Raw genomic sequence first — 24,976 nt, forward strand, 5'->3', positions numbered from 1 at the left:
GCGGTCAAGTATTCTGTGCGGCTTGCCCTTCGGTTACCCCTATGTTCTTTCTGATCGCTTACATCAGCAGTGTCGTGCTGATCAACTACGCCTTTTCCAGCGCCCCGCACCTGGACATCATCTGGTCTGCCTGGGGTGGGCTGGTGTTTATCCTGCGCGATATGGTGCAAACCCGCTTTGGGCATGGCGCTCTGATCGCCATGCTGGCAGCCCTGGTACTGTCCTACCTGACCTCCGAACCGGCCATCGCCCTAGCCAGCGCCACGGCCTTTGCGGTCTCCGAGTGCATCGACTGGCTGGTCTTCAGTATCACCAAGCGGCCCTTGCATGACCGCCTCTGGCTCAGCTCGGCGCTGAGCATTCCGCTGGACACCTTTATCTTCTTCGGCATGATCGGCGCGCTGACGCCTGCGGTAGTCGGTACTGCACTGGGCTCCAAATTTGCCGGTGTGACGGTGGTCTGGCTGGCGATGGCCTGGCGCGCGCGGAAAAACGCCTACGCCAGCTGAGGCTTAGATGCCCGGTTCATGTAAAATGTGCCCCCTATTACCGGGTTGCACCGAGCGCGGGGCGGCCCTGGACTCCTTCCTTTTGAGGACCTGAGATGACCCGTATCGGAACCCCATTGTCGCCGACCGCGACCCGCGTACTGCTGTGTGGCTGCGGCGAGCTGGGCAAGGAAGTGGTAATCGAGCTGCAACGCCTGGGTGTTGAAGTGATTGCCGTGGACCGTTACGCCGATGCGCCGGCCATGCAGGTGGCGCACCGTAGTCATGTGATCAACATGCTCGATGGTGTTGCCCTGCGAGCTGTGATCGAAGCCGAGAAGCCGCACTACATCGTTCCGGAAATTGAAGCCATTGCCACCGCGACCCTGGTCGAGCTGGAAGCTGAAGGCTTTACCGTTGTGCCGACAGCCCGTGCTGCGCAATTGACCATGAACCGTGAAGGCATCCGTCGTCTGGCCGCTGAAGAGCTCGACCTGCCAACCTCGCCGTATCATTTTGCCGACACCTTCGAAGACTATCGCAAGGCTGTTGAAGACCTAGGCTTCCCGTGTGTGGTCAAGCCGGTGATGAGCTCCTCGGGCAAGGGGCAAAGCCTGCTCAAGAGCGCCGATGACCTGCAGAAGGCCTGGGACTATGCCCAAGAGGGCGGTCGTGCCGGCAAGGGGCGGGTGATCATCGAGGGCTTCATTGACTTCGACTACGAAATCACCTTGCTGACCGTGCGACACATTGGCGGTACGACGTTCTGCGCACCTGTCGGCCATCGTCAGGAAAAGGGCGATTATCAAGAGTCCTGGCAGCCGCAGGCCATGAGCCCGGTGGCACTGGCTGAGTCCGAGCGCGTGGCCAAGGCCGTCACTGAGGCCCTGGGCGGGCGTGGCCTGTTCGGTGTCGAGCTCTTCGTCAAAGGCGATCAAGTGTGGTTCAGCGAAGTATCGCCGCGCCCGCATGACACTGGTCTGGTTACCCTGATTTCCCAGGACCTGTCGCAGTTCGCCCTGCATGCGCGTGCCATTCTTGGCCTGCCAATCCCGTTGATTCGTCAGTTTGGCCCGTCGGCGTCGGCGGTCATTCTGGTTGAGGGGCAGTCGCAGCAGACCGCATTTGCCAATCTGGGGGCCGCGCTGAGCGAGCCGGATACCGCGCTGCGTCTGTTTGGCAAACCGGAAGTGAATGGTCAGCGCCGGATGGGTGTGTGCCTGGCGCGTGACGAGTCGATCGAGGCCGCCCGGGCCAAGGCGACCCGCGCTTCGCAAGCGGTCAAGGTTGAGTTGTAAGGTTTAAGCACCCTCGGAGGCAAGCCTGATTCCTGCTGGAGGCAGGCTTGCTACCGATGCGCCGACGATGCCACCCAGGTTATAGGCTACCGAAGCGCCGGTGTAGCGCACAGGGGGCGGGATCAGCTCAGTGCGCTATGGGTAAGCGTGCATCGAGTACCGCTAGCGGGTTACCGTCCAGACCAGCACGCGACTGGCGCAATTGTCCTCGGTTTCGAGGATTTCCATGCGATATCGGCCTATTTTCAGGCATACAGCGCTTTCGGGGATACTTTCCAGGGCCTCGGTAACCAGCCCGTTGAGCGTTTTGGGCCCATCGCTGGGCAGATGCCAGCCGAGGCAGCGGTTCAGTTCGCGCAACGAAGCAGCGCCTTCGATGACAAAACGGCCGTCGGCCTGCGGATGGATATGCGGGTTGTCCAGGCTGTGCTCATCCTCAAACTCGCCGACGATCTCTTCGAGGATGTCTTCCAGGGTGACGATGCCCAGCACTTCACCATATTCGTCGACCACCACGCCGAGGCGGCGTTGCTGTTTGTGGAAATTCAGCAACTGCAACTGCAGGGGCGTGCTTTCGGGGACGAAGTACGGTTCGTAGCAGGTTGCCAGCAAGATTTCCTTGGTCAGTTCGCCCTTGGGTAGCAGGTGGCTGATCTGCCGGGTGTTGAGTACCGCTTCGACCTGGTTGATGTCGCTGTGGAACACCGGCAGGCGCGTGTGGCGGCTGATGATCAGCTGTTCGATGATGGTTTCGATCGAATCATCCAGGTTAATGCCGTCCACGTCGTTGCGCGGCACCAGGATGTCGTTGACCGTCACCTTGTCCAGGGTCTGCAGGCTATGGAGCAGCGGGGCTTTGTGGTGGCTGTGGTCCAGTGCGGCGTCCTGCTCGCTGTGCGCATCCTGCTCGCTGTTTTCGTGCTGGCTGACCGTACTGGCCTTCAGGGCAAAGGGGCGTATCAGCAGGCGGGCAATACCATCTAACACGCAGGCCAGTGGTTGAATGGCGTGCAGTGGGTACTTGAGCAGGCTGTTGCCGAGGCCAACGATTGCCTCTGGGCAGCGTCGCGCCAGCCGGCGAGGCATGTACTCGGCGAACACCAGCAGGGCTGCGGCTGCGGCGCCTGCGCCTGCCCAGAAGCCGGTATCGCCCATGCAGCGCAGGCCAAGCAGCACGGCCAGGGCAAACACCAGCAGTTTGCCGAGGCTTGCGCAGAGGATCAGGGCGGACAAGGGCAATTCGAGCAGGGGTCGCTCGCCTTGCTGACCGTTGCGCCGCTGCAGCATCTGCTGTCGGGCCGCGTCCACTGTGGCGAAGAGTGCCGACCATATCAGTGCCAGCGCCAGTGCGCCGAGCAGTGGGCCTAGTGGCAGGTTGTCCATGAGTGGCGGCCTGTCAGATATGCAGGATGAATTCGCGTACCAGCTTGCTGCCGAAATAGGCCAGCATCAGCAGGCAGAAACCGGCTAGGGTCCAGCGGATCGCCTTGTGCCCGCGCCAGCCGAGGCGGTTGCGTCCCCAGAGCAGCACGCTGAACACGATCCAGGCAAGGCAGGCCAGTAGCGTTTTATGCACCAGGTGTTGGGCAAAGAGGTTCTCGACGAACAGCCAACCGGAGATCAGCGAGAGCGACAGCAGCCCCCAGCCGGCCCAGAGAAAGCCAAACAGCAGGCTTTCCATGGTTTGGAGGGGTGGGAAGTTCTTGATCAGGCCGGAAGGGTGCTTGTGCTTGAGCTGGTGGTCCTGCAGCAGTAATAGCAGCGCCTGGAATACGGCGATGGTGAACATGCCATAGGCCAGGATCGACAGCAGGATATGCGCGAGGATGCCAGGTTCTTCATTGATTAGCGGCGGCGTGCCGGCAGGCGCGAACTGCGCACTCAAGGCGGTGACCAGCCCGAGTGGGAACAGCAATACCAGCAGGTTTTCCACCGGGATGCGCAGGCAGGCGACCAGCGTCAAGGTGATCACCGCCGTCGCGATCAGGCTGGCGGCGCTGAAAAAATCCAGGCTCAAGCCCAGTGGCGTCAGCAGTTGGCAGTACAGTGCGGTGCCTTGTGCGGCAACGGCAAAGCAGCCTAGCAGGCTGAGCAGGCGTTTGTTGGCCTTGGTGCCCTGTGCGAGGCGTGTACCGTGATAGAGGGTCGCGGCGGCGTAGAGGCAGGCGGCGATCAAATTGGGTAGCAGACTGGGTGACAAGGGGAGCATAAGTCCTGTTAGGCAAGCCCGAAAGAAACTGAGTTTGGCATAGAACGCGTGCACCAAGGAAGACTGCAAGCCGACGGCCTGGTGTGCTTAGTGCTCAGTCTTCGTTATAATCGTCGGCCTGCCTTCGCCCTAGGCTGGCCGAGCGCGCCAGAGGCAGCTGATAAACCTCGGTTCAACAGAGCCTGAAAGGATCCCCATGTTTGAAAACTTGACCGACCGTCTGTCACAGACGCTGCGCCATGTCACCGGCAAAGCCAAACTGACCGAAGACAACATCAAAGACACCCTGCGTGAAGTGCGCATGGCGTTGCTCGAGGCCGACGTCGCCCTGCCGGTGGTCAAGGATTTCGTCAACAAGGTCAAGGAACGTGCGGTCGGCACTGAAGTGTCGCGCAGCCTGACACCAGGCCAGGCGTTCGTGAAGATCGTCCAGGCCGAGCTTGAAGGCCTGATGGGGGCGGCCAACGAAGACCTGGCGCTCAATGCCGCTCCGCCCGCCGTAGTTCTGATGGCCGGCTTGCAGGGTGCGGGTAAAACCACCACCGCCGGCAAGCTGGCGCGCTTCCTTAAAGAGCGCAAGAAAAAGACCGTGATGGTGGTGTCTGCCGACGTCTACCGTCCTGCGGCAATCAAGCAGCTGGAAACCCTGGCCAACGATATCGGCGTGACGTTCTTTCCGTCGGATATCAGCCAGAAGCCGGTAGCTATCGCTGAAGCGGCAATTCGCGAAGCCAAGCTGAAGTTCATCGACGTGGTGATCGTCGATACCGCCGGTCGCCTGCACGTCGACGCCGAGATGATGGCCGAGATCAAGCAGCTGCACGCCGCGGTCAAGCCGATCGAGACCCTGTTCGTGGTTGATGCCATGACCGGTCAGGATGCGGCGAACACGGCCAAGGCCTTCGGTGATGCGCTGCCCCTGACCGGTGTGGTGCTGACCAAGGTTGACGGCGATGCCCGTGGTGGTGCTGCACTGTCGGTGCGTGCGATTACCGGCAAGCCGATCAAATTCATCGGTATGGGCGAGAAGACCGAAGCCCTCGAGCCCTTCCACCCGGACCGTATCGCCTCGCGAATCCTGGGTATGGGTGACGTGCTCAGCCTGATCGAGCAGGCCGAGCAGACCCTCGACAAGGAAAAGGCCGACAAGCTGGCCAAGAAGCTGAAGAAGGGCAAGGGCTTCGACCTCGAAGACTTCCGTGACCAGCTCCAGCAAATGAAGAACATGGGCGGCCTCGGCGGCCTGATGGACAAGCTGCCAAGCATCGGTGGGGTCAACCTGGCGCAGATGGGCAGTGCCCAGGGCGCGGCCGAGAAGCAGTTCAAGCAGATGGAAGCGATCATCAACTCGATGACTCCGGCCGAGCGCCGTGACCCCGAGATGATCAGCGGTTCGCGCAAGCGCCGCATCGCCATCGGTTCCGGTACCCAGGTGCAGGACATCGGTCGCTTGATCAAGCAGCACAAGCAAATGCAGAAAATGATGAAGAAGTTCTCCGCCAAAGGCGGTATGGCGAAAATGATGCGTGGCCTGGGCGGCATGATGCCAGGCGGCGGCATGCCGAAGCTGTAACCTCAAATTCAAGGCGTCGGTCGGGCCTGTTAGGCCTGTACTGATGCACTGGGTTCCGCCATTGGCGGATACAAACGCCGCTGTCAGCAGCGGCACAACTGGCAAATCTGCAAGGCGCCCCTGGGGTCGCCGGAAAAAGGCATTTGCAAAAGTCCGTATATTCCTTGAGAATATGCGGCCTTTCGGGCACCCGTGCCCGCTGTGCATTACAGATTTGCAGCACCGACTACAGGAATGATGTTCACATGGTAACCATCCGTCTTGCCCGTGGCGGCTCCAAAAAGCGCCCGTTCTACCACCTCACAGTGACCAACAGCCGCAATGCGCGCGACGGTCGTTTCGTTGAGCGTATTGGCTTCTTCAACCCGGTTGCTGCCGGTGGTGAAGTTCGTCTGTCCGTGAACCAAGAGCGCGCCACCTACTGGCTGAGCCAAGGTGCACAGCCGTCTGAGCGTGTTGCTCAGCTGCTGAAGGACGCTGCTAAGGCTGCTGCCTGAGCAGTATGAACGCGACGCCAGAAAGTGCTGATGACCTGATCGTTGTTGGCAAGATTTTTTCGGTTCACGGCGTTCGCGGCGAGGTGAAGGTTTATTCCTTTACCGATCCGATTGAAAACCTGTTGTCGTACCGTAACTGGACGCTTCGTCGTGACGGTTCGGTAAAACAGGTAGAGCTGGTCAGTGGCCGTTCCACTCAAAAGGACCTGGTCGCGAAGCTCAAGGGGCTCGATGATCGTGATGAGGCGCGTCTTCTGAGCGGTTATGAGATTTGCATCTCACGTAGCCTTTTGCCCAACCTGACCAACGGCGAGTACTACTGGTACCAGCTGGTGGGTCTGAAAGTTATCGACCAACTCGGGCAACTGTTCGGGAAGATCGATCACCTGTTGGAGACCGGCGCGAACGATGTAATGGTGGTCAAGCCCTGTGCTGGCAGCCTGGATGATCGCGAGCGGTTGTTGCCCTATACAGAGCAATGCGTGCTGGCTATCGACCTGGGTGCAGGTGAAATGAGGGTGGATTGGGACGCGGATTTCTAAGCAATGGCGAGCCTGCGCGTAGAAGTCATCACGTTGTTCCCCGAGATGTTCTCGGCCATCAGTGAGTACGGCATTACCAGCCGCGCGGTGAAACAGGGGTTGTTGCAACTGACTTGCTGGAACCCGCGGGACTACACCACAGATCGTCACCATACGGTGGATGATCGGCCGTTTGGCGGTGGTCCGGGGATGGTAATGAAGATCAAGCCTCTGGAAGATGCCTTGGTGAATGCCAGGCAGGCAACCGGGGGGGCGGCGAAGGTTATTTACCTGTCGCCACAAGGCCGCAGGCTGACTCAGTCGGCGGTTAAAGACCTGGCCAAGTCTGAATCGTTGATTCTGATTGCCGGTCGTTATGAAGGCATTGACGAGCGTTTTATTGAAGCTCATGTCGATGAAGAGTGGTCGATTGGTGACTATGTCCTGTCTGGCGGCGAGCTGCCGGCGATGGTACTGATCGATGCGGTTACGCGGCTGCTGCCCGGAGCTTTAGGGCATGCGGACTCGGCGGAGGAAGACTCCTTCACCGATGGTCTGCTTGATTGCCCGCATTACACCCGTCCGGAGGTGTATGCGGATCAGCGTGTTCCCGACGTGTTGCTAAGTGGCAACCATGCACACATCCGGCGATGGCGTTTACAGCAGTCCCTTGGGCGGACCTATGAACGACGCGCCGATCTTCTGGAAAGTCGCTCACTTTCTGGAGAAGAGAAGAAGCTGCTCGAGGAGTATCTCCGCGGGCGGGACGATAGTTAACGTATCGATGGTAGATCCGACGATTTACCTTAGGAGCACAGCATGACCAACAAAATCATTCAGCAGATCGAAGCTGAGCAGATGACCAAAGAGATCCCGACCTTTGCCCCGGGCGACACCATCGTCGTTCAGGTGAAAGTGAAGGAAGGTGATCGCGCTCGTCTGCAGGCTTTCGAAGGCGTTGTTATCGCCAAGCGTAACCGTGGTCTGAACAGTGCTTTCACTGTTCGCAAGATCTCCAACGGTGTTGGCGTTGAGCGTACTTTCCAGACCTACAGCCCGCAAATCGACAGCCTGGCCGTGAAACGTCGTGGTGACGTGCGTAAAGCCAAGCTGTACTACCTGCGCGACCTGTCCGGTAAAGCCGCTCGCATCAAGGAAAAACTGGCTTAAGTCCAGTTTGACCGGCGGCTGCGGCCGCCATGCGAAAAAAGCAGCCTTCGGGCTGCTTTTTTGTTGCCCGAAATTTTTCCAAGATGTGATGTTGATGAGTAGTAGAGAGCAGGAAATCGAGCGTCGTACCGAATTGTCGGTGACCCGTGTAACCAAGGCGGTATTCCCGTCGACCACCAACCACCACAACACCTTGTTCGGTGGCACCGCGCTGGCCTGGATGGATGAAGTGTCGTTCATCGCGGCCACGCGTTTTTGCCGGTTGCCGCTGGTTACCGTCTCCACTGACCGTATCGATTTCAAGCACCCGATCGCGGCGGGTTCGATTGTTGAGTTGGTGGGGCGTGTGGTCAAGGTGGGTAACACCAGCCTCAAGGTTGAAGTTGAAGTCTTTGTCGAGAGCATGACCTGCGATGGGCGTGAAAAGGCTATCCATGGCCTGTTCAGCTTTGTTGCGATAGACGAGGAGAAACGCCCGGTTCCAGTACTGCCAGGTTTCTAGCTGAAGCCTGGGGGGCAGGCTGACGCGCGCAGCGTTTGTTCATTCGGGTTTCCCAGGCTGGCAGTGTTATGGAAGACTAAAGGCATTACGTTGTTTCGTTTGCCTGCCATCGAGTTCACATGCCCGCTCTAGAACACCCGCTGATTGACCAGTTCCTCGATGCCCTGTGGTTGGAAAAGGGCTTGGCCGACAATACCCGTGAGTCCTATCGAAGCGACCTGGCCTTGTTTAACGGCTGGCTTCAGGAAAAAGGCATTGCGTTGCCTGATGCTGGCCGAGAGTTGATTCTCGATCATTTGGCCTGGCGCCTCGATCAGGCTTACAAGCCGCGTTCGACAGCGCGGTTTCTATCGGGCTTGCGTGGCTTCTACCGTTACCTGTTGCGGGAGAAGCTGATTGCTACCGACCCTACATTGTTGGTGGAGATGCCACAGTTGGGCAGGCCGTTGCCCAAGTCGCTATCGGAAGCTGATGTCGAAGCCCTGCTGAAGGCCCCCGACCTCAGCCAGCCTATTGGCCAGCGTGACCGTGCCATGCTTGAAGTGCTGTATGCCTGTGGTTTGCGGGTGACCGAGCTGGTCAGCCTGACCCTTGACCAGGTCAACCTGCGCCAGGGGGTATTGCGGGTGATGGGCAAGGGCAGCAAGGAGCGCCTGGTGCCGATGGGGGAGGAGGCGGTGGTGTGGGTTGAGCGGTTTTTGCGTAATGGCCGCAATGAGCTGCTGGGTGAGCGTCCTAGCGATGTGCTGTTTCCGAGTCAGCGCGGTGAGCAGATGACCCGCCAGACGTTCTGGCATCGGATCAAGCACCAGGCGCTGGTCGCCGGGATCGACAAGGCATTGTCACCGCATACCTTGCGCCATGCGTTTGCCACCCATTTGCTCAATCACGGCGCAGACCTGCGCGTAGTGCAGATGCTGTTGGGGCACAGCGACCTGTCGACCACGCAAATCTATACCCACGTGGCCAGGGCGCGCTTGCAGGAACTGCATGCACAGCATCACCCGCGGGGGTGAGGGCATATGTCGTACACAGTCGGAGTGGCGCGGCTTCTGTGGTAGGCTTGGACGGTTTAGCTTTTCAGGCGATGGTCCCGCGTGTTTCCAGCACGGTCTGGCTGTCCAGAGCCCTTGTCCGCCTTCAGGAGTTCCCATGCGCGTGACCCAGATTTTTGCCGCCGCCGCACTGGCGTTGGTCAGTACCTTTGCCGCGGCTGCCGATGAGGCCGAGCAGACCATTCGCAAGACCCTGCAGTCGCTTGAGCTGGATGTGCCAGTGGAGAGCGTTGCGGCCAGCCCGCTCAATGGCCTGTATGAGGTCAAGCTCAAGGGCGGCCGTGTGCTCTATGCCAGTGCCGATGGCCAGTTTGTCATGCAGGGCTACCTGTTTCAGATCCAGGATGGCAAGCCGGTCAACCTGACCGAGAAAGCCGAGCGTCAGGCAATCGCCAAGACCATCAACGGCATTCCAGCCGGGGAAATGGTGGTTTATCCTGCGGTTGGCCAAGCCAAGTCGCACATTACCGTTTTTACCGACACCACCTGCCCGTACTGCCACAAGCTGCACGCCGAAGTGCCTGAGTTGAACAAGCGCGGTATTGAAGTGCGTTATGTTGCTTTCCCGCGTCAGGGCCTTGGCTCACCGGGCGATGAGCAGTTGCAGGCGGTCTGGTGTTCCAGCGACCGCAAGGGCGCACTGGACAAGATGATCGACGGCAAGGAAATCAAGGCGGCCAAGTGTGCCAACCCGGTCAGCAAGCAGTTCCAGCTGGGTCAGTCGATCGGCGTCAACGGTACACCAGCCATCGTGCTGGAGAACGGTCAGGTGATTCCAGGTTACCAACCAGCTGCGCAAGTAGCCAAGCTGGCGTTGGCCGACAAGTAATTCAATCGCGAGCCGCGACCTGAGGTCGTGGCTGTTTTCACGACCGGCCTCATGCCGGTCGTTTAATGGGGAGTTCACAGTGAAACCGGTCAAAGTAGGCATCTGTGGGTTGGGGACCGTCGGTGGCGGTACCTTCAATGTACTTCAGCGTAACGCCGAGGAGATTGCCCGCCGCGCCGGGCGTGGAATCGAAGTGGCACAAATTGCCATGCGTTCGCAAAACCCGAATTGCCAGATTACCGGTACCCCCATTACCGCTGACGTGTTCGAGGTCGCGAGCAACCCTGAGATTGATATCGTCATCGAGTTGATCGGCGGTTACACCATCGCCCGCGATCTGGTGCTCAAGGCCATCGAGAATGGCAAGCACGTGGTCACCGCGAACAAGGCGCTGATCGCAGTGCATGGCAACGAGATTTTCGCCAAGGCCCGCGAGAAGGGCGTTATCGTCGCCTTCGAAGCTGCCGTTGCAGGCGGCATTCCGGTGATCAAGGCGATTCGCGAAGGCCTCTCGGCCAACCGCATCAACTGGGTTGCCGGGATCATCAACGGCACCGGTAACTTCATCCTCACCGAAATGCGCGAGAAAGGCCGTGCATTCCCTGATGTGCTGGCCGAAGCCCAGGCATTGGGCTACGCCGAAGCCGATCCGACCTTCGACGTCGAAGGTATCGACGCGGCGCACAAGTTGACCATTCTGGCGTCCATCGCCTTTGGTATTCCGCTGCAGTTCGACAAGGCCTATACCGAAGGCATCACCAAGTTGACCACGGCTGACGTCAACTACGCCGAGGCACTGGGCTATCGCATCAAGCACCTGGGCGTGGCCCGCAGCACTGCCAATGGTATCGAGCTGCGCGTCCATCCGACCCTGATCCCGTCGGACCGCCTGATCGCCAATGTCAACGGCGTGATGAATGCTGTGATGGTCAATGGCGATGCGGCGGGTTCGACCTTGTTCTATGGCGCGGGTGCCGGCATGGAGCCGACCGCCTCCTCGGTTATTGCCGACCTGGTGGACGTGGTTCGTGCCATGACCTCGGACCCGGAAAACCGTGTGCCGCACCTGGCGTTCCAGCCAGACTCGCTGTCTGCTCACCCGATTCTGCCAATCGAAGCCTGCGAAAGTGCTTATTACTTGCGTATTCAGGCCAAGGATCATCCGGGCGTGCTGGCCCAGGTGGCGAGCATCCTGTCGGAGCGCGGTATCAATATCGAATCGATCATGCAGAAGGAAGTCGAGGAACACGACGGCCTGGTACCGATGATCCTGCTGACTCACCGAGTGCTCGAGCAGCGTATGAACGACGCCATCACCGCGCTGGAAGCCCTGCAGGATGTCGTGGGCAACGTGGTGCGTATTCGCGTCGAACAACTGAACTGAGCAGTCTTTGCGTTAGAGGAATAGGTCATGCGTTACATCAGTACCCGCGGCCAGGCACCGGCCCTGAATTTTGAAGACGTGTTGCTGGCAGGTCTCGCCAGCGATGGCGGCCTGTACGTGCCTGAGAACCTGCCACGCTTCACCCAGGAAGAGATCGCTTCCTGGGCTGGTCTGCCGTACCACGAACTGGCATTCCGAGTGATGCGCCCGTTCGTCACCGGCAGCATTGCCGATGCCGATTTCAAGAAGATTCTCGAAGAAACCTACGGTGAGTTCGCCCACGCAGCCGTTGCTCCGCTGCGTCAGCTGAACAGCAACGAGTGGGTGCTTGAACTCTTCCACGGCCCGACCCTGGCATTCAAGGATTTCGCCCTGCAACTGCTGGGTCGCCTGCTTGACCACGTTCTGGTCAAGCGCGGCGAGCGCGTGGTGATTATCGGCGCTACCAGCGGCGACACCGGCTCGGCCGCTATCGAGGGTTGCCGTCGTTGCGACAACGTCGATATCTTCATCCTGCACCCGCACCAGCGTGTTTCCGAGGTTCAGCGCCGCCAGATGACAACCATCTTCGGTGAGAACATCCACAACATCGCCATCGAAGGTAACTTCGATGACTGCCAGGAAATGGTCAAGGCCAGCTTCGCTGACCAGGGCTTCCTCAAGGGCACGCGCCTGGTGGCAGTGAACTCGATCAACTGGGCGCGGATCATGGCCCAGATCGTCTACTACTTCCACGCTGCCCTGCAGTTGGGTGGCCCGGCGCGTTCGGTTGCCTTCTCGGTGCCAACCGGTAACTTCGGTGACATCTTCGCTGGCTACCTGGCACGTAACATGGGCCTGCCGATCAGCCAACTGATCGTCGCGACCAACCGCAACGACATCCTGCACCGCTTCATGAGCGGTAATCAGTACGTCAAGGAAACCCTGCACGCGACCCTGTCACCGTCGATGGACATCATGGTCTCGTCGAACTTCGAGCGTCTGCTGTTCGACCTGCATGGGCGTAACGGTGCGGCCATCGCTGAGTTGATGGACAACTTCAAGCAGGGCGGCGGTTTCAGCGTCGAGCAGGATCGCTGGACCGAAGCGCGCAAGCTGTTCGACTCGTTGGCGGTCGACGACGCGCAAACCTGCGAGACCATCGCTGACGTCTTTGCCCAGACTGGCGAAGTGCTCGACCCGCACACCGCCATCGGCGTCAAAGCCGCTCGTGAGTGCCGTCGTAGCCTGGACACTCCGATGGTGGTGCTGGGCACAGCGCACCCGGTCAAGTTCCCGGAAGCGGTAGAGAAGGCGGGTGTTGGCAAGGCACTTGAGCTGCCGGCTCACCTGGCCGATCTGTTCAGCCGTGAAGAGAAATGCACGGTGTTGGCGAATGACCTGAAGGCTGTACAAGCTTTCGTCAGCCAGCATGGCAATCGCGGCAAGCCGCTGTAATCGGCTGATCCGAGAAGAGAAAAACCCGTCATTTGACGGGTTTTTTTTCGCTCGCGTTTATGGTGAGTTGATTGTGGACTTATCCCGGCAGTGTTTCGGAATTGTCCTATGGGATGTCTGTGAGGGGTTTTCTAGAGTGTACCCGCGTGTTCGACCGATCACGCCTGCAACAGGAAAACCGCCATGCAAACCCTTAATGTACTGGTGCTTCAAGAGCAGCCCTTTCAGCTGATGGCATTGCATCAAATGCTCAACGCCAATGGGGTGTTCAACGTGCTCACCGCTGATACCCTGGTATCAGCCATGGACGTACTGACGCGTTGCAAGCAGGTCGACCTGTTGATCTGCGATGACGCCATGTCTGAGCAGGCGAGTGAGGCATTGCTGGCGTACCTGCTCGATCACTCAGGCGTCAGGGCGCTGCTCGTTGTCGGTGAGGTAGATCCCACGTCACCCAACAGCCTCTGCAGCAGGGCGCGCGCGCAAGGGGTATGGGTGTTGGGTGGCCTGCCATGGCCTGTTACGGTGCCGGCGCTGGACCAGCAGTTGCGTCGCTACCGTGAAGGGTATTCATGTGGCAGCGCACGGCCCCAGTCGCTCATGTCGACTCAAGGCGTCTGCGCCGCAGCGTCTGCTGCCCGCTGATCGAAAAAGTGCCGGGCGTCATTCAGGTAGCTGTCGCGCAGCTCCGGATCCAGCCAGCGTGCATAGGCTGTTGGCATCAGGTCCTGACGCAGTGACTGCAGCAACTGATCAATGTGCTTGATGGCTTCGTTACCTTGCGGGGTATCTGAACAGCCGACGTGGGTGAACTGATAGCGTGGGAGGCCTTTGAGCGGGTACACCGTCAGGTGCTCCGCGTTCAGTTGCTGCTGTTTGCTCAGGTAGCGAATTTCCGGCAGATAGCCCAGTAACAGGTGCAGGCGCCCTAGATGCTGCATCTGCAGCAGGTTGGTCACAGCATCGTTGCCATAGTGTCGACTCAGGGTCTCCTGAGGCGCGGCTTTCAGCATGTCATCGATGACCGGGCCGTAGCTGCGTTCGGCGACGATGCCGAGTTTGAGCAAGCGACTGGCAAGCAGCGCTTCCAGGTCGACCTTGCCATCCTTGAGAAACGGCGTGATCAGCGAGGCGTCCTGTTTGCGCACGACCAAGCCGTTACTCAATGCGCCGAGGTTCGGGATTGAATACGTCACATAGCGGTCGCGTTCAGGTGTCCAGATCAACGTCGGGTCGCAGGTGAAGGTCGGCGATTGCAGCATTTGCAGGGCACGTGCGCGGTTCACCCTGACGATACTGTGATCGTACTCGGGCATATTGGCGATCAGCTCTTTGAGTAACAGATCGACCACACCCTGGCCTTTCTGTGGGCCTTCAAAGATTGTCAGTGGCGGAAGGTCGCGCAGCAGCCAAGTCAGCGTTTCCTTGGCCGAGGCGGAAGTCGGCAGGGCAATGCCGAGCAATATGCCCAGCACAGCGCCGAGCATGCTCCGTTTGCGCGCCCTGTTCAGACCGCGCCCTGCTCGCGCAGGCGGGCGACCGCCTGTGGGTCATAGCCCAGGTCCTTCAGCAGGGCATCGGTATGGGCGCCCAGCTCGGGCCCCACCCAATCGCTTGAGCCGGGCGTTTCGGACAGTTTGGGCACGATGCCAGGCATCTTGAAGGGCTTGCCATCGGGCAGCTTGGCCTGGAGGAACATCTCGCGAGCGAGGAATTGAGGGTCGCTTAACATGTCTTCGGCAGAGTAGATGCGGCTGGCAGGCACTTGTGCGTCGTTCAGCGTCTGCATCAGGGCGTCCAGTGGCAGGCTCTGGGCCCAGCGGTCGATCACCCCATAGAGTTCGTCGCGGCGCAGGTCGCGGCCATCGTTGCTGGCCAGTGCCGGATCGTCGGCCAGGTCGTCGCGCCCAATCGCGTGCATGAAGCGCTTGAAGATCGCATCGCCATTGGCGCCGATCTGCACGTGCTTGCCGTCGGCACTGGTATGGATCGATGACGGTGTGATGCCGGGCATGATGTTGCCGGTGCGTTCACGAATGAAACCGAACACGTCGAACTCCGGGACCATGCTTTCCATCATGGCAAAGATGGCTTCATACAGAGCAACGTCGACCACTTGGCCCTGGCCGCCATTGACTTCGCGATGACGCAGGGCCATCAGTGCGCCAATCACACCCCACAAGGCGGCGATGGAGTCGCCGATGGAGATGCCGGTGCGTACAGGCGGGCGGTCCTCGAAACCGGTGATGTAGCGCAGCCCGCCCATGGACTCGCCGACGGCACCGAAGCCGGGTTGGTCTTTCATCGGGCCGGTCTGACCGAAGCCGGAAAGCCGCACCATGACCAGTTTCGGGTTTAGTGCATGCAGGGTGTCCCAGCCCAGCCCGAGCTTTTCCATTACGCCGGGGCGGAAGTTCTCGATCAGGATGTCTGCGTCGCTGAGCAACTGCTTGAGGATGCCCAGGCCTTCGGGGTGTTTCAGGTTCAGTGTCAGCGACTTCTTGTTGCGTGCCTGTACGAACCACCACAGCGAGGTTCCTTCATACAGCTTGCGCCATTTGCGTAACGGGTCGCCGCCATCCGGGGACTCGACCTTGATCACCTCGGCGCCGAACTCGGCGCAGATACGCGAGGCAAAGGGGCCGGCGATCAGGGTGCCAAGTTCGATGACTTTCAAGCCGGCGAGTGGTTTGCTGGGCGTAGACATTAGGCATCCGTTGCAACTGGGCAGAGCACTGTTTTTATCACAGCTGTGCGACGACAGATACTGCTCTGGCGCAGGTTTGTAAGGGACTGGGTGTCGAGATCGGTTAGACTGGGCGACTTTCTTTTTTCGCAAGAAGCCCGTTCATGGCCCAGCCGTCCACTACCTACAAGTTTGAACTGAATCTTACTGACCTCGATCGCGGTGTGTATGAAAGCGTCAAGCAGACCATCGCCCGCCATCCTTCGGAAACCGAAGAGCGCATGGCCGTACGCCTGCTGGCTTATGCCTTCTGGTACAACGAGCAGTTGGCGTTCGGCCGAGGCTTGTCGGACGTCGACGAGCCGGCACTCTGGGAAAAGAGCCTGGATGATCGCGTCCTGCACTGGATTGAAGTTGGTCAGCCAGATGCCGATCGCCTGACCTGGTGCTCGCGACGCACAGAGCGCACCAGCCTGTTGGCCTATGGCAGCTTGCGTGTCTGGCAAACCAAGGTCGTCGATGCGGTCAAGGGTCTGAAGAACGTCAACATCGCAGCGGTGCCCCAGGACGTGCTGGAGACGCTGGCCACGGACATGCCTCGTGCAATCAAGTGGGACGTGATGATCAGTGAAGGGACCATTTTCGTCACCGATGATCGCGGTCAGCATGAAGTTCAGTTGGAGTGGCTGCTCGGCGAGCGCGTCTGAGCTCACCCTTCGTTTTCCCGAATGCCAGAGAAGCCCTTTTAGCCCCATGCGTATCGAACCGCGGCCCTTGCCGACCACATTGCCGTTCCTTGGCGATCTGCCACCCCTGTTGACCCGTTTGTACGCTGCGCGTGGCGTGCAGTCCGAGGCCGAGCTGGATAAAAGCCTGGCGCGCCTGTTGCCGTACCAGCAGATGAAGGGCATTGATGCGGCGGTCGACCTGCTGGTCGAAGCCCTGGAGCAGCGCCAGCGTATTCTGATTGTCGGTGACTTCGATGCCGACGGCGCGACCGCCAGCACGGTGGGCATACTCGGTTTGCGTTTGCTGGGGGCGGCCCACGTCGATTACCTGGTGCCCAACCGTTTCGAGTTCGGTTACGGCCTGACCCCGGAAATCGTTGCAGTAGCCCTGGAGCGTCAGCCTCAGTTGCTGATTACCGTGGACAACGGCATCTCCAGTGTCGAGGGCGTGGCGGCAGCCAAGGCCGCCGGGCTCAAGGTATTGGTGACCGATCACCATTTGCCCGGCAACGAACTGCCGGCAGCGGATGCCATCGTCAACCCGAACCAGCCGGGCTGCACCTTCCCGAGCAAGGCATTGGCCGGGGTAGGGGTGATCTTCTATGTGCTGATGGCGCTGCGGGCGCGGCTGCGCGGCCTCGGGCATTACGCCAACCGGCCGCAGCCGAACATCGGCGAACTGCTTGATCTGGTGGCCCTGGGCAGCGTCGCCGACGTTGTGCCACTGGATGCGAACAACCGCATTCTGGTGCATCAGGGCCTGGAGCGCATCCGCGCCGGGCGGGCCCGGCCTGGGCTCAAGGCCATTCTGGAAGTGGCCCGACGTGACCATCGGCGTATTACCTCGACTGACCTTGGGTTCATTCTTGGGCCACGGCTCAATGCGGCCGGGCGTCTGGATGACATGAGCCTGGGCATTGAATGCCTGCTCAGCGAGGATGCGGGCCAGGCGCAGGAAATGGCGACCCAACTTGACGAGTTGAACCAGGACCGCAAATCCATCGAGCAGGGCATGCAGCGTGAGGCGCTGGCCCAGCTCAAGGACTTGCCACTGGAGTCGATGCCGTTCGGCCTGTGCCTGTTCGAGCCCGACTGGCACCAAGGCGTCATCGGTATTCTCGCCTCGCGACTGAAGGAGCGTTACCACCGCCCGACCATCGCCTTTGCCGACGCCGGTGAGGGCATGCTCAAGGGCTCGGCCCGCTCGGTGCCGGGGTTCCATATCCGCGATGCACTGGACGCGGTAGCTGCTCGCCATCCTCAGTTGATCAGCAAGTTCGGTGGCCACGCGATGGCGGCCGGTCTGTCATTACCGGCAGAACACTTTCCGGCGTTCGCTCAGGCCTTTGATGAGGAAGTGCGTCGGCAATTGCGTGAAGAAGACCTGACCGGTCGGTTGTTGTCCGACGGCAGCCTTTCGGCTGAGGAGTTTCACCTGGAACTGGCGCGGGCTTTGCGTCATGCCGGTCCATGGGGGCAACACTTCCCTGAACCGCTGTTTCACGGGGTGTTTCAACTGGTCGAGCAGCGGGTGGTGGGTGAGCGCCACCTGAAAGTGGTGCTCAAGAGTGAGTGTGGCTCGGTCAAGCTCGACGGTATTGCCTTTGGCATTGATCGGGATATCTGGCCCAACCCTACCGTGCGTTGGGTGGAACTGGCCTACAAACTCGACCTCAACGAGTTCCGAGGGCAGGAAACCGTGCAATTGATGATCGTCCATATGGAGCCGCGCTGATTGCAGGGAGCAAAGTGGTCTAGGCTCTAAAAAGGGTTGATCGGGTCGAAGAGCCTGCGGGGAAGATTCTGTGGTCGGCCGATCAATGCCTCTGGAGCCTTACCACTTAATTTGAGAGGTGCCCCATGAGCTTGCTGCTTGAGCCCTACACCCTGCGCCAACTGACCCTGCCCAACCGAATCGCCGTATCACCCATGTGCCAGTATTCGGCCGCGGATGGGCTGGCCAATGACTGGCATCTTGTACATCTGGGGAGCCGCGCGGTCGGTGGTGCCGGGTTGGTCTTTACTGAAGCGACTGCGATCACCGCCGAAGGCCGGATCACCGCTCAGGACCTTGGCCTGTGGAACGATGCACAGATCGCCCCATTGCAACGTATTACCCGGTTCATAACTGCCCAAGGCGCGGTACCCGGCATTCAGCTGGCGCATGCCGGGCGTAAGGCCAGCACCCATCGGCCCTGGCTTGGCAAGCGTGGCAGCGTCAAACCCGAAGACGGTGGCTGGGTACCGGTGGGGCCGTCGAAAATTGCCTTCGACCCTGAGCACACCGCCCCCAGTGAATTGAGCGTGGCGCAGATTCACGAGGTGATTCAGGCCTTCGTCAGTGCGGCCAAGCGTGCGTTGACGGCCGGCTTCAAAGTGGTCGAGGTGCATGCTGCCCATGGTTATCTACTGCACCAGTTCCTGTCGCCCTTGAGTAATCAGCGCCGTGATGAGTACGGCAGCAGCTTTGAAAACCGAATTCGTTTGACGCTGCAGGTCACCGAAGCTGTCCGTGAGGTCTGGCCCCGTGATCTGCCCGTATTCGTACGGGTGTCGGCCACTGATTGGGTCGAGGATGGCTGGAACCCGGATGAAACCGTCGAATTGGCCAGACGCTTGAAAGCCCTGGGGGTCGATTTGATCGATGTGTCCTCCGGCGGGACCTCGGTGCATGCCGAAATCCCGATCGGGCCAGGCTACCAGACCCGATTTGCCGAGCGGGTACGCAAGGAGTCGGAAATCGCTACCGGCACAGTGGGCATGATCACCGAGCCGGCCCAGGCCGAACATATCCTGCGCACCGGTCAGGCCGATATTATCCTGCTGGCCCGAGAGCTGCTGCGCGATCCTTATTGGCCGCTGCATGCCGATGATGACCTGGGCGGCAACAAGGCGGTCTGGCCTGCACAATACCAACGAGCCACCAGCCGCGAGCAGCCGATTCACGAGTCAGATTTGCGCGATTGAAGGCGAGCCTTCATCGTCGACGCTCTGGAAAGCATCGCAGGCAAGCCCGCTGCTGCCATTTGGGCTTGCCTGCGCTTGGGCGGTCAGTGCTTGAACATTACATGGCGGATGCAGGTGTAGTCCTCTAGCCCGTACATCGACATGTCCTTGCCGTACCCGGACAGCTTTTGCCCGCCGTGCGGCATTTCACTGACCAGCATGAAGTGGGTGTTCACCCAAGTGCAGCCGTACTGAAGGCGTGCCGAGATACGGTGTGCACGGCCCACGTCGGCGGTCCAGAGCGAGGAGGCCAGGCCGTAGTCGGAGTCGTTGGCCCAGGCCACTACTTGTGTTTCATCCTCGAACCGGGTCACGGAAACCACTGGGCCAAACACTTCACGGCGGACGATTTCATCGTCCTGCTGGGCGTCGGCCAGTACGGTTGGCTCGAAGAAGAAACCATGGCCAGGCACTGATTTGCCGCCCGTGATCAGACGGATATGTGGCTGGGCAATCGCGCGCTCGACGAAGCCGGCAACGCGCTCACGGTGCTGGGCGGTGATCAATGGGCCGAGTTCGGTACTGGGGTCGCCTTGCTTGCCGTACTTGATGGTGGACACCGCCTTGCCGAGTTTCTCGACAAAACGTTCATAGATACCGCTCTGGGCGTAGATGCGGCAGGCGGCAGTGCAGTCCTGGCCTGCGTTGTAGAAGCCGAACGTGCGGATGCCTTCGACGGCGGCATCGATGTCAGCGTCGTCAAAGATGATGACCGGTGCCTTGCCGCCCAGCTCCATGTGCATGCGTTTCACGCTGTCGGACGTGCTGGAAATGATGTTGGCGCCGGTGGCAATCGAGCCGGTCAGCGAGACCATGCGCACTTTCGGGTGCGTCACCAGCGGCGTGCCGACACTCGGGCCACAACCAAACAGGATGTTGAGGACCCCCGCCGGAAAGATCGGTGCGGCCAGTTCGGCCAGGCGCAGGGCCGTCAGAGGGGTCTGCTCCGAGGGCTTGAGCACCACGGTATTGCCGGCGGCCAGCGCGGGGGCGATCTTCCAGGCGACCATCATCAGCGGGTAGTTCCACGGAGCGATGGAGGCAACAACACCGATCGGGTCGCGACGGATCATCGACGTATGCCCCGGCAAATACTCGCCCGCCGCCGAACCGCTCAGGCAACGGCTGGCGCCGGCGAAGAAGCGGAACACATCAGCAATGGCCGGGATTTCGTCATTCAGGGCCGCGTGGTACGGTTTGCCGCAGTTGTCCGACTCCAGTTTTGCCAGCTCGCCACCATGCGCTTCGATGGCATCGGCCAGTTGCAGCAACAGGTGTGAGCGGTCTTTCGGCGTCGTCTGCGACCAGCTTTCAAAGGCCAGGTCTGCCGCGCGGACGGCGCTGTCGACTTGCGCTTCGCTGGCTTCATTGATTTCTACCAGCACGCTGCCCTGTGCCGGGTTGATCACTGGGTAGGCGCTACCTTCGCCGGCAACCAGTTGGCCGTTGATCAGCAGTTTGGTTTGCATGTTCGAGTCCTCCAGGAGTTATTTGCCGCTGCCGGCAACGCTTTCGCCGCCGCGGGTCAGGTAGTAGGCGCCAAGGATCGGCAGCATGGTCACCAGCATCACCAGCATTGCGACGACGTTGGTGACAGGTACATCGCGTGGCCGGCTGAGCTGATTGAGCAGCCAGATCGGCAGGGTGCGCTCATGGCCGGCGGTAAAGGTGGTGACGATGATTTCATCGAACGACAGGGCAAAGGCCAGCATCCCGCCCGCCAACAGGGCTGAGCCCAGGTTGGGCAGAACGATGAAGCGGAAGGTCTGCCAGCCATCGGCACCCAGGTCCATGGACGCCTCGATCAGGCTTTGCGAGGTTCGGCGCAGGCGAGCGATGACGTTGTTGTAGACGATCACCACGCAGAAGGTGGCGTGGCCGACGACGATGGTGAAAATACCCGGCTCGATGCCCAGGCGCTTGAACGCGGAGAGCAGAGCGATACCGGTGATGATGCCAGGCAGGGCAATCGGCAGGATCAGCATCAGCGAGATGCTTTCCTTGCCAAAGAAACTGCGCCGGTACAGGGCCGCGGAGGCCAGGGTTCCCAGTACCAGGGCAATCAGGGTGGCCATGCAGGCGACCTGCAACGAGAGCTTGATCGACTCCAGCACGTCGGGGCGCGAGAACGCCACGCTGATCCACTTCAGGGTGAAGCCCTGAGGCGGAAAACTGAAGGCGGCGTCTTCAGTGTTGAAGGCGTAGAGGAAGATGATCAGGATCGGGAAGTGCAGGAACACTAGCCCGCCCCAGGCAGCCAGGCGCAGGCCCAGGGACGCTTTTTCAGAGTGCATCGAAGGCCCCCAGTCGTTTGACGATGGACAAGTAGATGGCAATCAGCACGATCGGCACCAGGGTAAAGGCTGCGGCCATCGGCATGTTGCCGATAGCGCCTTGCTGGGCATACACCATGCTGCCGATGAAGTAGCCGGGCGGGCCGACCAGTTGCGGCACGATGAAGTCGCCCAGGGTTAGCGAGAAGGTGAAGATCGAACCGGCGGCAATGCCCGGTACCGACAGTGGCAGGATGACCTGCATGAAGGTTTGCCGGGGTTTGGCGCCCAAGTCCGCCGAGGCTTGCAGCAATGAGGGCGGCAGGCGTTCCAGCGATGCCTGGATCGGCAGGATCATGAACGGCAGCCAGATGTAGACAAACACCAGAAAACGGCCCAGGTGCGAGGTCGACAGGGTGCTGCCGCCAACGCCGGGAATACCGAGGATGACATGCAGCACTGGCTCCAGATTCAGTTGCTGAATGAACCACTGGGCAACCCCGCCCTTGGCCAGCAGCAGGGTCCAGGCATAGGCCTTGACGATGTAGCTGGCCCACATGGGCATCATCACGGCAATGTAGAAAAAGGCCTTGGTCTTGCCACTGGTATAGCGCGCCATGTAGTAGGCAATCGGGAATGCCACCACTGCGCTGGCCAGGGAGACCGCGACGGCCATGCCCAGGGTGCGCAGGATGATGTCGAAGTTTGACGGGTTGAACAGGGCGGTGAAGTTCGCCAGGGTCAACTCGGGGGTGACCGCCATGGTGAAGTCGTCGAAGGTGTAGAACCCTTGCCAGAGCAACGTCAGCAGTGAGCCCAGGTAAATCGCCCCGAACCAGATCAGTGGCGGCACCAGCAGCAAGGCCAGGTACAGGTTCGGCCGTCGGTAGAGCAGGTTGGAGAAGCGTCGCAGCGCAGGCTCGTGCTGTACGGGCGCCTGTTTATCCAGGGTCAGGCTCATCTTACTGACCCTCGTGCAACGCGGTTTCCTGCAGGGCGGTCATGGCCTCGCGGGCCCAACGCGCGGTCAGGCGTTGGCCAGGCTGAAATACCGGCGACTGGGCTTGCCACTGGTTATTGGCCTGGCTCACCGCCAGGGTCTGGCCGCTGTCCAGCGTCAGTTCGTAGCGGGTGGCGCTGCCCTGATACTGAATGTCATGGAGCAGCCCGCTGACCTGCACCTCATGGCTGGCCAAGGGGCCTTCGCCAAAGCGGATATGTTCCGGGCGAATGGAGAACGGCAGGCTACTGCCATTGAGCTGTTGGGCCAGTTCGCCACGGACCACGTTGGAGGTGCCGACGAACTCGGCGACGAACGTGGTGGCCGGCTGCATGTAAAGATTGCGTGGGGTATCGACCTGTTCGATGCGCCCTCGGTTGAATACGGCTACGCGATCAGACATCGACAGCGCTTCGGTCTGATCGTGGGTGACGAAGATGAAGGTAATGCCCAACTGACGCTGGAGCTTCTTCAGCTCACTCTGCATCTGCTCGCGCAGCTTCAGGTCGAGGGCGCCCAAGGGTTCGTCGAGCAACAGTACGCGCGGCCGATTGACCAGGGCGCGGGCCAGGGCCACGCGCTGGCGTTGACCGCCGGACAGTTGTGCCGGCTTGCGCGCGCCGTAGCCCCCCAGCGCGACCATGGCCAAGGCTTCTTCGGCGGCGGCGTGGCGTTCGTTTTTTGAGACGCCTTTGACCTTCAGGCCGTAGGCGACGTTATCGAGAACGTTCATGTGCGGGAACAGGGCATAGTCCTGAAACACCGTGTTGACGTCACGCTGATAGGGCGGCAGGCCGGCAGCCTCCACGCCGTGTATGCGAATCGAGCCGGCACTGGGTTGTTCGAAACCGGCGATCAGTCGCAAGCAGGTCGTCTTGCCTGAGCCGGACGGGCCCAGCATGGAGAAGAACTCGCCGTCCTGAATATCAATGGAAACCCGGTCTACGGCCTTCACTTCGCCGAACAGGCGGGAAACGTGGGTGAACTGGACTGCAAGCGTCATGGTGCGGTGCTCCGGATAGGCGTAAGGGCGCGCAGCGCGCCCAACGCCTGGACTGCTGAAATCGATGTAAGGTGTCTCTCAAGGCATTGACCTTGCCGGTGCAGGGTTGTTACTGCACCGGCAAGGTCGGCACTTGAAGCTGTCAGCGACCGCCCATGATCGCGATGTAGTCTTGAGTCCAGCGGCTGTAAGGCACGAACTTGCCGCCTTCGGCCTGCGGGGTCTTCCAGAAGGCGATCTTGTCGAACTGGTCGAAGCCGTTGGTTGCACAGCCTTCTGCGCCCAGCAGTTCACTGGCCTTGCAGGCCGCAGGGACGGCGGGCAGCGAGCCGAACCAGGCCGCTACATCGCCCTGGACCTTCGGTTGCAATGACCAGTCCATCCACTTGTACGCGCAGTTGGGGTGCTTGGCTTCGGCATGCAGCATGGTGGTGTCCGCCCAGCCCGTGGCGCCTTCCTTGGGAATAGTCGAGGACACAGGCTGTTGCTCGGCTTTCAGGCCGTTGACCATGTAGCCCCACGAGCTGGAGGCAACCACGCCTTCGTTTTTCACGTCGCTCATCTGGACGGTTGCGTCATGCCAATAGCGGTGAATCAGCGGTTGCTGCTGACGCAGCAGGTCAAGCACGGCCTTGTACTGGGTTTCGGTGAGTTCATAGGGGTTCTGAATACCCAGTTCCGGTTTGGCCGATTTCAGGTAGAGCGCCGCATCGGCAATGTAGATGGGGCCGTCATAGGCCTGGACCCGGCCCTTGTTGGGTTTGCCGTCTGGCAGGTTCTGTGGCTCGAACACCACGCTCCAGCTGGTCGGGGCCTGCTTGAACACATTGGTGTTGTACATCAGCACGTTCGGGCCCCATTGGTACGGGGTGCCATAGACTTGCTTGTTGACCACATACCATGCGCCATCTTTCAGGCGCGGATCGAGGTTCTTCCAGTTGGGGATCAGTGCGGTATTGATCGGCTGTACGCGTTTGCCAACGATCAGGCGCAGGGAGGCATCGCCCGAGGCAGTGACCAGATCGTAACCGCCTTTGGCCATCAGGCTGACCATCTCGTCGGAGGTCGCGGCGGTTTTCACGCTGACCTTGCACCCGGTCTCTTTCTCGAAACCGGTTACCCAATCGTAGTTCTTGTCACTTTCGCCGCGTTCGATGTAGCCGGGCCAAGCGACGATATCCAGTTGGCCTTCACCCGCGCCAACAGCCTTGAGTGGTTCGGCCGCTTGCAGGCTGGCACTGGCCAGCAGTGCGGTAGCCAAGGAACTGAGCACTGCAGTCTTGTTCACGAACATGGTTATCCCTCTTCTTTAAATTA

Annotated in this window: 25 protein-coding genes and 1 pseudogene; 16 read left to right on the top strand and 10 right to left on the bottom strand. The window is 60.2% G+C overall.

Annotation, left to right across the window (positions count from 1 at the left end):
* Positions 1-41 precede the first annotated feature (41 nt).
* Positions 42-509, top strand: a complete 468-nt coding sequence (locus tag UIA24_RS01910) for a VUT family protein (RefSeq protein ID WP_065759969.1) — start codon at positions 42-44, stop codon at positions 507-509.
* Positions 510-604: 95 nt separating this feature from the next.
* Positions 605-1,786 carry a formate-dependent phosphoribosylglycinamide formyltransferase gene (purT, locus tag UIA24_RS01915; RefSeq protein ID WP_065759968.1) on the top strand — a complete coding sequence of 394 codons (1,182 nt, stop codon included), beginning with the start codon at positions 605-607 and terminating at the stop codon, positions 1,784-1,786.
* Between the two features lie 48 nt (positions 1,787-1,834).
* Here the strand turns inward: purT and UIA24_RS01920 are convergent.
* The 3 genes and pseudogenes from UIA24_RS01920 to UIA24_RS01930 all read right to left on the bottom strand — a co-directional run.
* A pseudogene (locus UIA24_RS01920) lies at positions 1,835-1,915 on the bottom strand (hypothetical protein); the annotation flags it as partial.
* Between the two features lie 33 nt (positions 1,916-1,948).
* Positions 1,949-3,169, bottom strand: a complete 1,221-nt coding sequence (locus UIA24_RS01925; RefSeq protein WP_330522056.1) for a transporter associated domain-containing protein — start codon at positions 3,167-3,169, stop codon at positions 1,949-1,951.
* A gap of 13 nt (positions 3,170-3,182) precedes the next feature.
* Positions 3,183-3,995 (bottom strand): cytochrome C assembly family protein, encoded by an 813-nt coding sequence (locus tag UIA24_RS01930; RefSeq protein WP_065759966.1) that lies wholly within the window; start codon positions 3,993-3,995, stop codon positions 3,183-3,185.
* A gap of 196 nt (positions 3,996-4,191) precedes the next feature.
* Here UIA24_RS01930 and ffh point away from each other — a divergent pair, with 196 nt between their 5' ends.
* The 11 genes from ffh to UIA24_RS23175 all read left to right on the top strand — a co-directional run bounded on the left by ffh (position 4,192) and on the right by UIA24_RS23175 (position 13,608).
* Positions 4,192-5,568: a signal recognition particle protein gene (ffh, locus tag UIA24_RS01935; RefSeq protein ID WP_065759965.1), complete on the top strand. Its 1,377-nt coding sequence runs from the start codon at positions 4,192-4,194 to the stop codon at positions 5,566-5,568.
* A 245-nt stretch (positions 5,569-5,813) separates the two neighbouring features.
* A complete protein-coding gene (rpsP, locus tag UIA24_RS01940) occupies positions 5,814-6,065 on the top strand; it encodes a 30S ribosomal protein S16 (protein WP_065759964.1) in 252 nt (83 codons plus the stop codon).
* A gap of 5 nt (positions 6,066-6,070) precedes the next feature.
* Positions 6,071-6,607 carry a ribosome maturation factor RimM gene (gene rimM, locus UIA24_RS01945; RefSeq protein WP_099773676.1) on the top strand — a complete coding sequence of 179 codons (537 nt, stop codon included), beginning with the start codon at positions 6,071-6,073 and terminating at the stop codon, positions 6,605-6,607.
* A 3-nt stretch (positions 6,608-6,610) separates the two neighbouring features.
* Positions 6,611-7,363, top strand: a complete 753-nt coding sequence (gene trmD, locus UIA24_RS01950; RefSeq protein ID WP_065759962.1) for a tRNA (guanosine(37)-N1)-methyltransferase TrmD — start codon at positions 6,611-6,613, stop codon at positions 7,361-7,363.
* 42 nt (positions 7,364-7,405) lie between these two features.
* Positions 7,406-7,756: a 50S ribosomal protein L19 gene (rplS, locus tag UIA24_RS01955; protein WP_065759961.1), complete on the top strand. Its 351-nt coding sequence runs from the start codon at positions 7,406-7,408 to the stop codon at positions 7,754-7,756.
* A gap of 94 nt (positions 7,757-7,850) precedes the next feature.
* Complete coding sequence (locus UIA24_RS01960) at positions 7,851-8,258, top strand: acyl-CoA thioesterase (protein WP_065759975.1); 408 nt, start codon at positions 7,851-7,853, stop codon at positions 8,256-8,258.
* A 119-nt stretch (positions 8,259-8,377) separates the two neighbouring features.
* Positions 8,378-9,274 (top strand): site-specific tyrosine recombinase XerD, encoded by an 897-nt coding sequence (xerD, locus tag UIA24_RS01965; protein WP_065759960.1) that lies wholly within the window; start codon positions 8,378-8,380, stop codon positions 9,272-9,274.
* A 136-nt stretch (positions 9,275-9,410) separates the two neighbouring features.
* The gene (locus UIA24_RS01970; RefSeq protein WP_065759959.1) at positions 9,411-10,142 is read left to right on the top strand and encodes a thioredoxin fold domain-containing protein; all 732 of its coding nucleotides are present in this window, start codon (positions 9,411-9,413) and stop codon (positions 10,140-10,142) included.
* A 79-nt stretch (positions 10,143-10,221) separates the two neighbouring features.
* Complete coding sequence (locus UIA24_RS01975; protein ID WP_102052906.1) at positions 10,222-11,526, top strand: homoserine dehydrogenase; 1,305 nt, start codon at positions 10,222-10,224, stop codon at positions 11,524-11,526.
* Positions 11,527-11,553: 27 nt separating this feature from the next.
* Complete coding sequence (gene thrC, locus UIA24_RS01980) at positions 11,554-12,963, top strand: threonine synthase (RefSeq protein WP_065759957.1); 1,410 nt, start codon at positions 11,554-11,556, stop codon at positions 12,961-12,963.
* A 183-nt stretch (positions 12,964-13,146) separates the two neighbouring features.
* Positions 13,147-13,608, top strand: coding sequence for a hypothetical protein (locus tag UIA24_RS23175; protein ID WP_442962999.1), 462 nt, complete (start codon positions 13,147-13,149; stop codon positions 13,606-13,608).
* Here UIA24_RS23175 and UIA24_RS01990 read toward each other — a convergent pair.
* Both UIA24_RS01990 and UIA24_RS01995 read right to left on the bottom strand, forming a co-directional pair.
* Positions 13,572-14,450 (bottom strand): TIGR02285 family protein, encoded by an 879-nt coding sequence (locus tag UIA24_RS01990; protein WP_330522058.1) that lies wholly within the window; start codon positions 14,448-14,450, stop codon positions 13,572-13,574. The genes UIA24_RS23175 and UIA24_RS01990 overlap by 37 nt on opposite strands.
* A 20-nt stretch (positions 14,451-14,470) precedes the next feature.
* Complete coding sequence (locus UIA24_RS01995; protein ID WP_330522060.1) at positions 14,471-15,670, bottom strand: CaiB/BaiF CoA transferase family protein; 1,200 nt, start codon at positions 15,668-15,670, stop codon at positions 14,471-14,473.
* A gap of 143 nt (positions 15,671-15,813) precedes the next feature.
* Here UIA24_RS01995 and UIA24_RS02000 point away from each other — a divergent pair, with 143 nt between their 5' ends.
* The 3 genes from UIA24_RS02000 (at position 15,814) to UIA24_RS02010 (ending at position 19,344) form a co-directional block, all read left to right on the top strand.
* Complete coding sequence (locus UIA24_RS02000; RefSeq protein ID WP_065759953.1) at positions 15,814-16,356, top strand: YaeQ family protein; 543 nt, start codon at positions 15,814-15,816, stop codon at positions 16,354-16,356.
* Positions 16,357-16,402: 46 nt separating this feature from the next.
* Entirely contained in the window at positions 16,403-18,112 is a 1,710-nt protein-coding gene (recJ, locus tag UIA24_RS02005) for a single-stranded-DNA-specific exonuclease RecJ (protein ID WP_330522062.1), read from the top strand.
* A gap of 125 nt (positions 18,113-18,237) precedes the next feature.
* A complete protein-coding gene (locus UIA24_RS02010; protein WP_065759951.1) occupies positions 18,238-19,344 on the top strand; it encodes an NADH:flavin oxidoreductase/NADH oxidase in 1,107 nt (368 codons plus the stop codon).
* A gap of 83 nt (positions 19,345-19,427) precedes the next feature.
* On the opposite strand, the gene UIA24_RS02015 is transcribed toward UIA24_RS02010, so the two are convergent.
* The 5 genes from UIA24_RS02015 to ydcS all read right to left on the bottom strand — a co-directional run bounded on the left by UIA24_RS02015 (position 19,428) and on the right by ydcS (position 24,953).
* Positions 19,428-20,852 carry a gamma-aminobutyraldehyde dehydrogenase gene (locus tag UIA24_RS02015; protein WP_102052902.1) on the bottom strand — a complete coding sequence of 475 codons (1,425 nt, stop codon included), beginning with the start codon at positions 20,850-20,852 and terminating at the stop codon, positions 19,428-19,430.
* 18 nt (positions 20,853-20,870) lie between these two features.
* A complete protein-coding gene (locus UIA24_RS02020) occupies positions 20,871-21,677 on the bottom strand; it encodes an ABC transporter permease (RefSeq protein ID WP_102052901.1) in 807 nt (268 codons plus the stop codon).
* Positions 21,667-22,617 carry an ABC transporter permease gene (locus tag UIA24_RS02025; protein ID WP_330522063.1) on the bottom strand — a complete coding sequence of 317 codons (951 nt, stop codon included), beginning with the start codon at positions 22,615-22,617 and terminating at the stop codon, positions 21,667-21,669. Before UIA24_RS02025 ends, UIA24_RS02020 begins: the two co-directional genes overlap by 11 nt.
* 1 nt (position 22,618) lies before the next feature.
* The gene (locus tag UIA24_RS02030; RefSeq protein ID WP_102052899.1) at positions 22,619-23,659 is read right to left on the bottom strand and encodes an ABC transporter ATP-binding protein; all 1,041 of its coding nucleotides are present in this window, start codon (positions 23,657-23,659) and stop codon (positions 22,619-22,621) included.
* A gap of 142 nt (positions 23,660-23,801) precedes the next feature.
* Positions 23,802-24,953 carry a putative ABC transporter substrate-binding protein YdcS gene (gene ydcS / locus UIA24_RS02035; RefSeq protein ID WP_065759946.1) on the bottom strand — a complete coding sequence of 384 codons (1,152 nt, stop codon included), beginning with the start codon at positions 24,951-24,953 and terminating at the stop codon, positions 23,802-23,804.
* Positions 24,954-24,976: the final 23 nt, after the last annotated feature.

Source organism: Pseudomonas sp. AL 58, assembly GCF_036348395.1.
Lineage (GTDB): Bacteria > Pseudomonadota > Gammaproteobacteria > Pseudomonadales > Pseudomonadaceae > Aquipseudomonas > Aquipseudomonas defluvii.

Coding starts and splice junctions, on each gene's coding strand:
- UIA24_RS01910 (WP_065759969.1), top strand. CDS start 42: ATGTTCTTTCTGATCGCTTACATCAGCAGTGTCGTGCTGATCAACTAC.
- purT (WP_065759968.1), top strand. CDS start 605: ATGACCCGTATCGGAACCCCATTGTCGCCGACCGCGACCCGCGTACTG.
- UIA24_RS01925 (WP_330522056.1), bottom strand. CDS start 3,169: ATGGACAACCTGCCACTAGGCCCACTGCTCGGCGCACTGGCGCTGGCA.
- UIA24_RS01930 (WP_065759966.1), bottom strand. CDS start 3,995: ATGCTCCCCTTGTCACCCAGTCTGCTACCCAATTTGATCGCCGCCTGC.
- ffh (WP_065759965.1), top strand. CDS start 4,192: ATGTTTGAAAACTTGACCGACCGTCTGTCACAGACGCTGCGCCATGTC.
- rpsP (WP_065759964.1), top strand. CDS start 5,814: ATGGTAACCATCCGTCTTGCCCGTGGCGGCTCCAAAAAGCGCCCGTTC.
- rimM (WP_099773676.1), top strand. CDS start 6,071: ATGAACGCGACGCCAGAAAGTGCTGATGACCTGATCGTTGTTGGCAAG.
- trmD (WP_065759962.1), top strand. CDS start 6,611: ATGGCGAGCCTGCGCGTAGAAGTCATCACGTTGTTCCCCGAGATGTTC.
- rplS (WP_065759961.1), top strand. CDS start 7,406: ATGACCAACAAAATCATTCAGCAGATCGAAGCTGAGCAGATGACCAAA.
- UIA24_RS01960 (WP_065759975.1), top strand. CDS start 7,851: ATGAGTAGTAGAGAGCAGGAAATCGAGCGTCGTACCGAATTGTCGGTG.
- xerD (WP_065759960.1), top strand. CDS start 8,378: ATGCCCGCTCTAGAACACCCGCTGATTGACCAGTTCCTCGATGCCCTG.
- UIA24_RS01970 (WP_065759959.1), top strand. CDS start 9,411: ATGCGCGTGACCCAGATTTTTGCCGCCGCCGCACTGGCGTTGGTCAGT.
- thrC (WP_065759957.1), top strand. CDS start 11,554: ATGCGTTACATCAGTACCCGCGGCCAGGCACCGGCCCTGAATTTTGAA.
- UIA24_RS23175 (WP_442962999.1), top strand. CDS start 13,147: ATGCAAACCCTTAATGTACTGGTGCTTCAAGAGCAGCCCTTTCAGCTG.
- UIA24_RS01990 (WP_330522058.1), bottom strand. CDS start 14,450: ATGCTCGGCGCTGTGCTGGGCATATTGCTCGGCATTGCCCTGCCGACT.
- UIA24_RS01995 (WP_330522060.1), bottom strand. CDS start 15,670: ATGTCTACGCCCAGCAAACCACTCGCCGGCTTGAAAGTCATCGAACTT.
- UIA24_RS02000 (WP_065759953.1), top strand. CDS start 15,814: ATGGCCCAGCCGTCCACTACCTACAAGTTTGAACTGAATCTTACTGAC.
- recJ (WP_330522062.1), top strand. CDS start 16,403: ATGCGTATCGAACCGCGGCCCTTGCCGACCACATTGCCGTTCCTTGGC.
- UIA24_RS02010 (WP_065759951.1), top strand. CDS start 18,238: ATGAGCTTGCTGCTTGAGCCCTACACCCTGCGCCAACTGACCCTGCCC.
- UIA24_RS02015 (WP_102052902.1), bottom strand. CDS start 20,852: ATGCAAACCAAACTGCTGATCAACGGCCAACTGGTTGCCGGCGAAGGT.
- UIA24_RS02020 (WP_102052901.1), bottom strand. CDS start 21,677: ATGCACTCTGAAAAAGCGTCCCTGGGCCTGCGCCTGGCTGCCTGGGGC.
- UIA24_RS02025 (WP_330522063.1), bottom strand. CDS start 22,617: ATGAGCCTGACCCTGGATAAACAGGCGCCCGTACAGCACGAGCCTGCG.
- UIA24_RS02030 (WP_102052899.1), bottom strand. CDS start 23,659: ATGACGCTTGCAGTCCAGTTCACCCACGTTTCCCGCCTGTTCGGCGAA.
- ydcS (WP_065759946.1), bottom strand. CDS start 24,953: ATGTTCGTGAACAAGACTGCAGTGCTCAGTTCCTTGGCTACCGCACTG.